The sequence below is a fragment of the Alienimonas chondri genome (genome assembly GCF_013036045.1).
In the GTDB taxonomy this organism is placed as follows: domain Bacteria; phylum Planctomycetota; class Planctomycetia; order Planctomycetales; family Planctomycetaceae; genus Alienimonas; species Alienimonas chondri.
This window is the reverse complement of record NZ_WTPX01000151.1, coordinates 1-11058: the sequence shown is the minus strand read 5'-3', so window position 1 is coordinate 11058 and position 11058 is coordinate 1. Positions and strand designations below refer to the sequence as shown.

Here is an 11058-nt window from a genome sequence, read left to right as displayed (position 1 = left end):
GTCCCGCCCTCCGATGTCCCGAGCCGTGTTCCGCACCGCCCCCCTGACGCTCGCGTTGGCCCTGTTGGCTCCCGCCGCGGCGTTCGCCCACTTCCCGTTTCTCTCCGTCAGCGACGCCGGCAAGGCGCCGACGCTGCGGTTGGTGTTCGGAGAAAGCGTCGATGCCGACGAGGCGCGGTATTTGTCGATCTTGGAGAAGGGGACCGTGACCCGTCACACGCCCGGCGGGAAGAGCGAGGCGCTGACGTTGAAAGCCGACGGCGGCGCCCTGACCGCTGACGTCTCCGCCGACCCGGCGGGCACGGTGTATACGCTGGACCTCGTGTACGGCGTGCGGGGCGAAGGCGACGAGTCCTTCCTGCTGAAGTACGTCGCTGCGACGGCGAACGGGGCCGGCGACGCCTCCGCGCTGCACGATCAGCCGTTGGCGATCCTGTCGGGACCGGGGAACCAGTTGCGGGTCGTCGCCGCCGGGCTTCCCGTTCCGAACGCCACCGTCAACGTGCTGGGCGACCTGGGCGGCGGGGATTACACCGCGGATGCGAACGGCGTGGTCACGCTGACGGACGAGGAGATTGCGGACGCCGGCGTCCTCAGCGTGCGGACGAACGTCACCCTGCCGGGCGCCGGCGTGTATGAAGGGAAGAACTATCCCGAGACCCGCCGCTACGCCACCGCCGTGTTCACCGCCAACGATTTCGAACCGGCCCCCGAGCAGGACATGCAGAAACCCGCCGCCGCACAGAGCAAGATCTCCGTCGAGCCGGTCCCCGCCGCGGAGTTGCCGGAGGGCGTTTCGAGCCTGGGCGGGACGGTGTCCGACGGCTACCTGTACTACTACGGCGGCCACCCGGGCACGCCGCATAAATATTCGACCGACGAGCAGTCCGGCGCCTTCCGTCGCCTGAACCTCGCCGACGTCGACGCCGGTTGGGAAGAACTGCCGAGCGGCCCGAAATTGCAGGGCTTGGCGCTGGTTCCCCACCCCAAAGGCGGCGTGCTGCGGATCGGCGGCTTCACCGCTCGCAACAGCCTGGAAGAGGACCACGACCTGCACAGCATGCCGACGGTTTCCCGTTTCGTACCGGGGAAAGACGGCGACCCGGAAGCGGGCGAATGGACGGATCTGCCCGGTTTGCCCGGCGGTCGCAGCAGCTTCGACGCCGCGGTGTTGAACGGCAAAGTCTATGTGCTGGGCGGTTGGATGATGGCCGGCGACGAGGGCGAAGCGTGGCACGCGACCGGCTACGTCGCCGACCTGAACGCCGACCCGGACTCCGACGATTGGGCATGGAAGACCCTGCCGACCCCGCCGGGGCCGCGTCGGGCGAACTCCGTCGCCGCTCTCCCGGACGCGGGCACGGGCTCTGAGAAAGCCGGCCTGATCTATCACATCGGCGGCATGACCCCCGCCGGCGAGCCGACCCGCCGCGTCGATATCTACGACGTCGCCACCGAGACTTGGACCAGTGGCCCAGCCCTCAACGGCGACGTAATGGACGGCTTCGGCAGCGCCGCGTATGCGATGAACGGCGCCGTCTACGCCACGACGCTCACCGGCCTGGTGCAGCGCCTCACCCCGGGCGCCGACGCGTGGGAGGACCTCGGCGAACTCGACAGCCCCCGTTTCTTCCACCGCTTGTTGCCGGCCCCCGGCGAGAACGATCAAGTCACGTTCTACCTCCTCGGCGGCGGCAGCATGGAAGAAGGCCGCTTCACGACCGTCGAGCGGGTGAGCGTCGGCGAGTAAGCGTCTCTGCGGATGAGGAACGCCCCGGTTCGAGCGTCGCTCGAACCGGGGCGTTTTTATTTATAAGGGCGTCACGGTCGTTTGTTGAGACCGGAGCGCAAGCTCCGGCTGTGCGTCTTCCCCTCGGCTGCGCCGACGGCCGGAGCTTGCGCTCCGGTCTCACCGGATGACCAAAGGCGATCTACTCCGCCGGCAGTTCCAGGATCTCGATTTTGCGGAACTGGCAGGGGTGGCTTTCGGATTGCAGGGAGATCGTGCCGCCGGAGAGCAGCAGCTCGCCGTCGGCGGCTTCGATCAGCTTTTTGGCGTCGGCGTCGCGGGGGTCGAGCTGCGGGGCTTCGTATTTGAAAACCTCTTCGCCGTTGATGAGGTGGCGGATCACCTTATCGCCGTGGACTTCGATCTCCGCGGTGACCCACTGGTCGCCGTGGTAGGTTTCGGAGGTGGAGGTGAAGCAGTGGTTCTTCTTGAGTTCGCCGTCCATCACGACGTTGGTGCCCGGGGTGCAGAGGTTGCCGGTGGTGCGTTGGTTCTTGCCGTCGCCGCCGAGCAGTTGGACCTCGATGGAGACGGGGAACTCCTGGTCTTTGCCCATGCTTTCGGGCGATTGGCCGTGGATCATCACGCCGCTGTTCCGCAGCGCCCAGCCGGCGCCGCCGTCGACCTGCTCGCCGATAAAGCGATATTGCAGCCGCATGCGGTAGTGGGAGAAGGTGTCTTTATAAAACAGGTGCCCGTACTGGGCTTTGAAGCCGTCTTCGTAGCCGCCGTCGTAGGAGACGGTCAGCAGGCCGTCCTCGACGCGAAAGGTGTTCGCGTAGTTCTCGCCGGCCGCGTGCGTGCGGATCTTCGGCGTCCACCCGTCGAGACTCTTGCCGTCGAACAGGCTGACCCACTTCTCGTCGGCCGCCGTCGCCTCGCCGTCGTCCGCGACGGCCTGCGCGGAGGGCGTCAGGGCGAACGCGGCCCCCATCAGACAGACGGCGAGCGCACGACGGCGGGGGAAGCGGGAGACGAACATGGATCAACCTGCGAGGCGGGGAAGGACGCGGCGACTGTACCGCCTCCCCCCGATCAACCGCCACCGGCATGCATCTCGCCCCCCGTAACGCCGAGGCTCCGCGGAGCCTCGGCGTTACGGGGTCGATCTCTCAGCGGGGTTTGTGCGTGGGCGGTGGGAGCAGTCCGTCGCGGAACGTCCAGAGGGCGGCGCGCTCCCGCTCGCGGTGTCGAATGATGTAGCGATAGACGTTCAATTGATGCGCGCGGCCGGAGACCGGTTTGATATGACACCGTCGCCCCCACAGAGCTTTGGACGACTTGAGTCCCGCGTCGCCCAGTTCGCGAGAGGCGTGCATTTTCGCTCGCCCGAACAGATGTCTCGGGGCCGGGTCGCGATCGTTCCGCAGGGCGTTCCGGGGATGCAAACCGGGGATCGCGGCGTTCGGGATCGGTTCGCCGTCGGCGTCGTAATTGCAGAATCGAACCAGGGCGTGAACGTGCCGATCGGTCACGCAAAGCGCCGGGACGTTCGATCCCAGTTCCAATAGTCGCTCCGTCAGAGCGAGGCAGGCGGCGGTGCGGGCGGTCTCGGAGAGGAACTCCGGCGGGTCGCGCATCGAGTCCCGGGCGCGACGGAGCTTCGCCAGATGTTCGTCCGGCGGGGGCGGATTTTTATAATCCCCCTCGCAATGATCGCGGTGGGCGTAGCTTCGCCAGCCTCGCGGATCGCCCGGCAGCCACGCCCCGCGGACGTTCGTCATCACGTGATACCACCCGCGCCACGGCCCGCCCGCGGCGACCCGCTCCGTCTGCGTCATCGCTCCGCTCCTTGTAAGGGAGAATGCATAACGCCGAGGCTCCGCGGAGCCTCGGCGTTATGGAGCATGTTCATCGACGCATAGCGTCGCAAACCATCACGCGTGCCGGTCGGGCCGGACGGTGACTTTGTTGCCCCGCAGGCCGCCGCGGCTGAGGGATTGCATCACCATGTCCGCGGCGGCGGCGGGGACGTCGACGAGGCTGAAGCTCGACGTGATTTTAATCGCGCCGATGTCGCCGCCGGTCAGGTTCGTTTCGCCGGCGATGGCGCCGACGAGGTCGCCCGGGCCGACGCCGAGGTCGCGGCCGGCGCTGACGAACAAGCGGGCGCTGCCCGGGGGGCAGGGGCCGTGCTCACGCGGGCCGCTTTTGCCGCCGCTGAACTTCGGGCCGCTTTTGCCTTTGAACTTGGAACCGCCGGGGCCGCCGCCGCTGAACTTCGAGCCGCTCGGGCCGCCGGAATCCCGCGGGCCGGGGGCGCCGAGTTGGCCGACCGGCTCTTCGCCGAACGCCGTGCGGTGGGCCAGCGCCGCGGCGGCGAGGGCCAGCTTCTCCGGACCGAACTCTTTGTCGAGTTCCGCCAGGATCGGGCCGAGCTGCTCCCGCAGCTTGGCGAACGCCGGGGAGGTCGCCGCGTCCTGCAACGCGGCCTTCGTCTTATTCAAGCGGCCGGTCACCACGTCGTGCGCGGCGGGCAGGTCGGTGATGGCGATATCCGCGTTCGCCGCCTTGGCGTACTGGTTCAGCTTGAACCGCTCCTTGGGGTGCAGGAACGAGACGACCCGGCCCACGCGACCGGCCCGGCCGACGCGGCCGCAGCGGTGCACGAAGGGTTCCGGACCGGTCGGCAGGTCGGCGTGGAAGACGTGCGTCAGTTCCGGCACGTCCAGCCCGCGGGCGGCGACGTCCGTGGCGACGACCACGTTCAACGTCCCGCCGCGGAGGCGTTCGACCACCTTGGACCGCTGGTCCTGCGTCAGACCGCCGTGCAGCGCCGCGGCCCGGCGACCGCAGCGGTTGAGTTCCGTGGTGAGGTCGTCGGCGCCGCCGCGGGTGCGGGTGAAGATCAGCGCCGGGCCGGCCGCGTCGACTTCCAGAATGCGGTCGATGGCGGGCGCCTTTTCATGCCGACGCACGAAGTGGGCGCTGTGCACCACGCGGGCGTCCTCGCCCTTGGCGGCCTGCGGTTTGCCGATCTCGATCCGCACCGGGTTCGAGAGGTGCTTGTTGGCGATCGCATTGATGCGCGGCGGCAGCGTGGCGCTGACCAGCACCGTCTGACGGCCCGGCGGGGTGAAGTCGAGGACGGCCTCGATCTCATCCTGGAAGCCCATGTCGAGCATCTCGTCGGCCTCGTCCAGCACGCAGGCCAGCAGACCGGAGAGATCGAGGCTGCCCCGCTTCAGCAGGTCGAGGGCGCGACCCGGCGTGGCGACGACGACGTCGACGCCGCGGCGAAGGGCGGACAACTGAGGGCCGAACGATTCCCCGCCGACGACGGTGAGGATGTTCACCCGCATCTCGCCCCGGTAGGCGCGGAACGCCTCGGCGACCTGGGCGGCCAGCTCGCGGGTCGGGGCCATGCAGAAGATGGCCGGGCCGTTGTAGTCCTCCTGGTCCGGGGCGTCCGGCGCCGTGGCGGCGATCCGCAAACGATCCAGCAGGGGCAGGGCGAAGGCGGCGGTCTTGCCGGTGCCGGTCGCGGCCTGACCGAGCACGTCCCGCCCGGCGAGGATCGCGGGAATCACCTCGGCCTGCACGGGGGTGGGCGTCTCATAGCCCTTCTCCGCGAGGCATTTGAGGAGCGAACCGGACAGTCCCAGCTTCGCGAACCCGGACTTCGGCTCGGGTTCCGGCTTCGGCTCGGGCTGCGGTTCCGGCGCCTTCAGCTCGACCTTCTTCGGGGCCGGCTTCGGCTGCGGTTCGGGCTGCGGTTCGGGCTGCGGTTCCTCGGCCTTCGCTTCTTCGGCCGGGGCTTCGCTGACCGTGTCCGCGTCGGCCGACGCGGCTTCTTCGTTGGGCGGGGCGACGGCGGGGACCGGTTCCTCGGTCGCGTTGCAGGCGGGCGGGCCGTCGTTCAACAGCGCGGCGGTTTCGAGGTGCGGCTCGGGCAGGGCGTCCTCTTCGGCGGCCTGGTCCTCCGCGGAAGCCTCTTCAGCGGGGCTGTCGTCTTCGACGACGACGTCGGCGGCGCCGTCCGCGGCTTCGTCGTCGGCGGGCAGATCGTCGTCGGCTTCGTCACGGGAGGACGCCTCGGCGCCATCGCCTTCAACCGATTGGGCGTCAAGATGTTCGGGGCGAACGGAGTCGGCCGATTCGTCCTCGGAGCGCTCGGAGCGAGAGGGGACGGGGCCGGAAAGGAGAGCGGTATTCATGGCAGACCGGGGGCGGCAGTTTCGTGCGAAACGAATCGGAAATGGAACGGTGCGCGCGGGGCGGGGTGTGCCGGCCCGCGCGGGTTCGATCCGCGATTCGCCGAAATGCCCGCCAGTCCCATGATCGTCGTCCGGGGCGCATCCCGGTTCGATCGGATCAGACGGCCTCGTCCAAAGAGGTTCTCCTTCCAGCACCGGTCGTTGAGGACCAGTGCGAGGCGAGAACGGTTCGGCAGCCGTCGGGGAAGCCCCCTCCGCATTTGTCCCGGTGTCTCCGCGGCTTCCCGAACGGACGAATCCGAGGGGAACGCAGGCAGAACCCGGGCCGGAGCGGGGCAAGAGCGAGCGGGAGTGTACCCATCCGCCGCCGCATCGGCTAGTGGCCGAGACGGGAACCGTGGGCGGCACCGGAGGGTATGGTGCGGTTCGGCCGCGTCGAAGAGGCGGCGCGACGAACGCTGTCCCAGAACCCCCGCAGGGAGCGCAACGATGAGAACCGCCTTCGCCGTCGCCGCAATTGTCTCCGCAGCATCGGCGGGGTACGCCTCCGATCCGCCCTCTGACTTGCCCAGTCTGCAAGAGGCGTGGGCTGGGGAAGACCTGTCGCCGGAACAACGGACCGCGCTGGTCGAGCGCACCGTGCAGGCGCCGTTCGCCGAGGCGGCCCCCTTGCTCCTAAAGGCGAAAAGCGAAACTCAACCGCTCTACGGGATCAATTATTTCCCGGAGGGCGCCCCTTGGAACGGCGATCGGCTGCAACCGCGGGACCGCCGCTATATTATGGTCGTCGAGGCTTGGCGTCGTTCAATGTCGATCAAAGAAGACGACCCGGCGAAGGCGAAGGTCCTGCTTTCCCTGCTCCGTCGCGCATCGACCGCCAAGGAGAAGCAGATCCTCATCCACGCGATCCTAAACTACGAGTGGAGTCCCGACGCGGCGCCGGTCCTCCGGGAGATCGCGAAGGACGGACGGGAGGACCTGAGCGTACGCAGCCGAGCGGCGTCGACGTTGCTGTCTCGAACCGACATCAACGCCGCGATGCCGCTCGCGATCGAGGTCATGCAGGCACACGAGAAAGGCCGGCCCCGTTTGGAGGCGTTTCACTCGATGAGCAATCAGGGCAACCGCCTGTTCACTCTCACGGACGAGAATCAGCGAGCCCTGCTGGTCTTCGGCTTTAAAAACCTCGCAGCGCTGCCGAAGGAGGACCTGCAAAGCGGGTACTTCGCGGCACGTCGCCTGGGGTTCGTTCTCAGAATCGAAAATGAGTTCGCCCCGGATCAAAAAGCCCCGCGGTATCAGGGAGATCACGGGCTGACGGACGAGTTCTTTATCGATACCACAAAGAACGCGCAGCGCTGGTACTCAGCCAATCAGGAGAGTCTGCCGCTGCTTCCAGGCATCGCGCAGGAGCGGGTCGACCTGACGCCGTAGCCGAAGTGCCGTAGCCGCGGCGCCGTAGCCAGGATGTCGTTATGCCGCGATTCTACGCGGCCCGCCGCACTGCAGCGGTGTCGACAGCGGTGTCGACGGCGGCGTCGGCTATATCGTCGTTGGATACGCCTGCCGCCGGGACGCCGGGGTCGGGTTTGCCGGCGGCGATCGTGCCGGCGCGGGACTCTTGGCGGGCGATCGCCGTTTCGATCTCCCGTTGCCAGCGGGTCAGCTCGTCGCGGTCGGCGTCGGCGGGAATACGGATCGCAGGACCGCCGCAATAGACGATGCGGCTGAACGGTTTGGGCAGCACGAGATCCGTCCACGACCCTTTCACGACCCACGCCGAGGGACACACCACCGCGGACGGGACGATCGGTCGGCCGGTGCGGCTGGCGAGGAACACGACGCCGGCTTTGAGTTCCCGCCGCGGGCCGCGGGGACCGTCCGGCGTGATGCCGAGGTCGTACGAGTCGCACTCGTTCATAATTTGTTTGACCGCCGCGGCGCCGCCGCGACTGGTCGAGCCGCGCACGGTCTTCAAGCCGACCGCGGTCATCGCATCCGCCAGATACCCGCCGTCGCGGTGCTGGGAGATTAATCCCGCCATGCTGGCGTGCGGCCGGGCGAAGACGTACGGCACGATCCATTCATGCCAGAACGGATAGAACCCGTGCACGTGCGGGGCGTCCGGGGCGGGCTTCACCCTCCGAAACCGTCCGGCGGCGGCGGGGCGTCCCGGTTCCCCCAGGCGCCCGGCGAACGGACTGGTCCCGGCTTCGCAGAAGACCTCGACGCGACAGGTGCGCAGCCAGACGGTCAGCAGCCGGGCCGCACCGACGGCCAGCAAACGGTTGAGGGTCTTGTTGCGGATCTTCATCGCGGGCGGCCTGCGGAGGAACCGCAGTCTTCGCAGAACCGACCCGCCGCGAAAAGGGCGGAGCGGACCGGGTCGGGCGAACCTCGGTTAGGCGAACCGGCGCGGGCGAACCACGCCGCGATCGGGGCGACGTCGACTCAGGCGTCGTTCGGAGCCATCGGGGTGACCTCGACCGGGGCGCTCTCGGGAGAGTTCTCGATCTGCGGCGCCGGTCCTTCCGGCGGACCGCCGCATCCCGCCAGCGACAGCGGCAAGGCGGTGAGCGAAAGCAGCGTCAGGGCGGCGGGGAGGCGGCGGAACATGGCGGAGAGACGCGGTCGAATCGAATCAATGGAAGCGGATCGGATGGGATACCCCCGCCGCCCGACGCTCGCCAGCCTGCCCGGACCGTAGGCCGTGGGTCGTCGCATCAAGACGTTGCGATCTGTAGGGAATCTTCTTACGCTCCGCGATCCCCCTTTCGGGGCGACTGACGCCTTCCTCAGGCGCTTCTCGTCGACTCGATCAACGCCCTCCGCTGTGTTCGGGCAGCGCGCTCCTCCCCCCCCCCGATTCTGTTTCCCCAACTCGATCGACCCATGACGCATTCTTCCGTCCCGGCGATTCGCCGGCTCCGCCGCGGCTTTACGCTGATCGAACTGCTGGTGGTGATCGCCATCATTGCGATCCTGGTCAGCCTGCTTCTCCCGGCCGTCCAACAGGCCCGCGAAGCGGCCCGCCGGAGCCAGTGTCAGAACAACCTGAAGCAACTCGGGTTGGCGATGCACAACTACCATAGCACCTACAAGGTCTTCCCGGCCGCCTCCGGCGGCTCGACCGGCCCCGGCGGCAATGGTGGAAATGCGAACTTTCTGATCGGCTTGCTGCCGTATCTGGATCAGACGGCGCTGTGGAACCAGATCAGCAGACCGTCGGTGCGAGACGCCTCCGCCTCCCCGCCGACGATGTGGCCGGCGATGGGGCCGGCGATTGAGGACGGCAGTTACGTCCCCTGGCAGATGACCATCCCCGCATTGCTGTGCCCCTCGGACGGCAGCGGGATCGTGTCCCGGGGGGACACCAACTACGGGCTGAACCTCGGCGACAACGGTTTGGCCCCGGACGGGAACGCCCAGAGCGCACGGAACCGCGGTCGCGGGATGGGCATCGTGAACTTCGGGACGAACTCCCAGAACGTTTGCCTCGGGCTGAGGGACGCCCGCGACGGGACGGTGAACACGCTGCTGCTGGGCGAATCCGGTCGTTCTGACGATCCGAAGACGTTCATCGGCGCCGTCGCCACCGGCGTCTCGTTGGAATGGAACGGACCGGAGACCAACTCCGCGTTCGCCGCTTGGAACAAACCGTACAGCTCCTGCATCAACAACCCCGCGATTATCGATCCGAACGACTCGGGGCGTTATCTCGGGTCCACGGACAACACCCGCGGCAAGGCGTGGAACACGTCGAATGCGGAGCACAACGCCAGCTTTTATACCATCAGCCCGCCCAACGGCCCCTCCTGCGTCCGCGGCGGATCGGTCTACGACGGCACCCGCATCGGCAAGGGCATTCTCGCCCCCACCAGCTACCACAGCGGCGGCGTGCAGTTCTGCATGGTCGACGGCAGCGTCAAATTCATCTCCGAAACCGTCGACACCGGCGACCTGAAAAACGACGCCGACAACGTCACCAGCGGCAAGAGCCCCTACGGCACCTGGGGCGCCCTGGGCACCCGCGCCGCCAACGAGACCCCGGGCGAGTTCTGAACCGCCCCGAACTAATCTAAACGACGGATCCGCCGCCCGTCTCCGGTTCGTCCGGGGGCGGGCGGTTTGCGTCGTCGGGGCTTGGTTGGTCAGGAACCGCTCCGTGCTCCCACACCGCACGGCAGTCGGCCCGGAAGCGGACGTAGCCCAGCCCGCAGGCGACGACGCAAAACAGCCCCACCCACACCGGCGAGACCCCCGCCGCCAACAGCCGCGGGGCGTCTAATAAGCGGTCGCCGGTGAACCAACTCACGGCCAGATAACAGCTGTTCGCCAGCAGGCAGAAGTCCGCCAGGAACCACGCCCAGCGGCGTCGTTTCGTCCAGCGGGCGGGGAGCAGCGCCGCGAACAGCAACGGCGCCGCGACCCCGAAGAGCGGCCCGGCCCACAGCGTCAGCGCCGGATACGGGTCCGGTTGAAAGCTCGAATACGGCGGCGGCCACGGGCCCAGCCACGCCGACCGCAGCGTCCCCCCGCCGGCCCACCCGCCGAGCAGATGGCCGAGTTCATGCGTCAACGTCATCACGCCCCACCCGACCGCCGTCAGCCCGGCGAATCGGGCGAGGCGGCGGATCGGGCGGCGGGACGACGGCAGACGTGACGGCGAACCGCCGACACCACGGTCTCGGGAGCCGAACGGCATCGGCGGTCGAAAATTATTCGCCGCCCTGCTGCAACTCTTTCTCCAACTGGGCGGCGTAGTCGGAATCTCTCATCGCACGCTGCCGTTGCTCATCGGTCGCCCCGGGATAGATCTCTTCCGTTTGGGGGAGCATGCCGTCTTCGGGGCCGCCGCAACCGGCGAGCGCCGCGACGAACGACAGGGTCAAAGCAGACAGCGGAGAGGCGAGGCGGTGCATCGAACGGGACGTCATGGGAGTTACCGGAAAAGGGAGGTCAAGGAAGGCGAGGGCGGCGGCGGACTGTCGAGACGGCGGTCTCGCCGGGAGACGTTTCGATCCCCGCCGCCGGAACGAGATGAAACGGACGCGACCGCCGTGCTTAGAGCGCTGAGAGATCGTCGTCGGGGGTCGGGCCGTCGTCGGGGGT

General features: G+C 68.1%; 10 protein-coding genes. 3 read left to right on the top strand and 7 right to left on the bottom strand.

The features are described 5' to 3' along the window. The coding region (locus tag LzC2_RS17565; protein WP_206678776.1) for a hypothetical protein at positions 1-1750 on the top strand (1750 nt) is incomplete at its 5' end. Between the two features lie 181 nt (positions 1751-1931). On the opposite strand, the gene LzC2_RS17560 is transcribed toward LzC2_RS17565, so the two are convergent. From LzC2_RS17560 to LzC2_RS17550, 3 genes are all read right to left on the bottom strand, one after another. Next, positions 1932-2771, bottom strand: a complete 840-nt coding sequence (locus LzC2_RS17560; protein ID WP_246255106.1) for a 3-keto-disaccharide hydrolase — start codon at positions 2769-2771, stop codon at positions 1932-1934. Positions 2772-2901: 130 nt separating this feature from the next. After that, the gene (locus LzC2_RS17555; protein WP_171189322.1) at positions 2902-3570 is read right to left on the bottom strand and encodes a hypothetical protein; all 669 of its coding nucleotides are present in this window, start codon (positions 3568-3570) and stop codon (positions 2902-2904) included. Between the two features lie 96 nt (positions 3571-3666). Then, a complete protein-coding gene (locus tag LzC2_RS17550) occupies positions 3667-5946 on the bottom strand; it encodes a DEAD/DEAH box helicase (protein ID WP_206678775.1) in 2280 nt (759 codons plus the stop codon). A 489-nt stretch (positions 5947-6435) separates the two neighbouring features. On the opposite strand from LzC2_RS17550, the gene LzC2_RS17545 reads away from it, so the two are divergent. Further along, on the top strand, positions 6436-7380 hold the full coding sequence (locus tag LzC2_RS17545) for a hypothetical protein (protein WP_171189321.1): 945 nt from the start codon (positions 6436-6438) through the stop codon (positions 7378-7380). 52 nt (positions 7381-7432) lie between these two features. Here the strand turns inward: LzC2_RS17545 and LzC2_RS17540 are convergent, their stop codons facing one another. Both LzC2_RS17540 and LzC2_RS17535 read right to left on the bottom strand, forming a co-directional pair. Further along, positions 7433-8260 carry a lysophospholipid acyltransferase family protein gene (locus tag LzC2_RS17540; RefSeq protein ID WP_171189320.1) on the bottom strand — a complete coding sequence of 276 codons (828 nt, stop codon included), beginning with the start codon at positions 8258-8260 and terminating at the stop codon, positions 7433-7435. A 137-nt stretch (positions 8261-8397) separates the two neighbouring features. Further along, positions 8398-8562 carry a hypothetical protein gene (locus LzC2_RS17535; protein ID WP_171189319.1) on the bottom strand — a complete coding sequence of 55 codons (165 nt, stop codon included), beginning with the start codon at positions 8560-8562 and terminating at the stop codon, positions 8398-8400. 276 nt (positions 8563-8838) lie between these two features. Between LzC2_RS17535 and LzC2_RS17530 the strand changes: the two genes are divergently transcribed. Then, positions 8839-10008, top strand: a complete 1170-nt coding sequence (locus LzC2_RS17530; RefSeq protein ID WP_171189318.1) for a DUF1559 domain-containing protein — start codon at positions 8839-8841, stop codon at positions 10006-10008. Positions 10009-10024: 16 nt separating this feature from the next. On the opposite strand, the gene LzC2_RS17525 is transcribed toward LzC2_RS17530, so the two are convergent. Together LzC2_RS17525 and LzC2_RS17520 are read right to left on the bottom strand one after the other, a co-directional pair. After that, positions 10025-10651, bottom strand: coding sequence for a hypothetical protein (locus tag LzC2_RS17525; RefSeq protein WP_174977619.1), 627 nt, complete (start codon positions 10649-10651; stop codon positions 10025-10027). Positions 10652-10664: 13 nt separating this feature from the next. Next, positions 10665-10883, bottom strand: coding sequence for a hypothetical protein (locus tag LzC2_RS17520; RefSeq protein WP_171189317.1), 219 nt, complete (start codon positions 10881-10883; stop codon positions 10665-10667). Positions 10884-11058 lie beyond the last annotated feature (175 nt).

Excerpts from the sequence above, each read along its gene's own strand:
- LzC2_RS17560 (WP_246255106.1), bottom strand. The coding sequence starts at position 2,771 with ATGTTCGTCTCCCGCTTCCCCCGCCGTCGTGCGCTCGCCGTCTGTCTG.
- LzC2_RS17555 (WP_171189322.1), bottom strand. The coding sequence starts at position 3,570 with ATGACGCAGACGGAGCGGGTCGCCGCGGGCGGGCCGTGGCGCGGGTGG.
- LzC2_RS17550 (WP_206678775.1), bottom strand. The coding sequence starts at position 5,946 with ATGAATACCGCTCTCCTTTCCGGCCCCGTCCCCTCTCGCTCCGAGCGC.
- LzC2_RS17545 (WP_171189321.1), top strand. The coding sequence starts at position 6,436 with ATGAGAACCGCCTTCGCCGTCGCCGCAATTGTCTCCGCAGCATCGGCG.
- LzC2_RS17540 (WP_171189320.1), bottom strand. The coding sequence starts at position 8,260 with ATGAAGATCCGCAACAAGACCCTCAACCGTTTGCTGGCCGTCGGTGCG.
- LzC2_RS17535 (WP_171189319.1), bottom strand. The coding sequence starts at position 8,562 with ATGTTCCGCCGCCTCCCCGCCGCCCTGACGCTGCTTTCGCTCACCGCC.
- LzC2_RS17530 (WP_171189318.1), top strand. The coding sequence starts at position 8,839 with ATGACGCATTCTTCCGTCCCGGCGATTCGCCGGCTCCGCCGCGGCTTT.
- LzC2_RS17525 (WP_174977619.1), bottom strand. The coding sequence starts at position 10,651 with ATGCCGTTCGGCTCCCGAGACCGTGGTGTCGGCGGTTCGCCGTCACGT.
- LzC2_RS17520 (WP_171189317.1), bottom strand. The coding sequence starts at position 10,883 with ATGACGTCCCGTTCGATGCACCGCCTCGCCTCTCCGCTGTCTGCTTTG.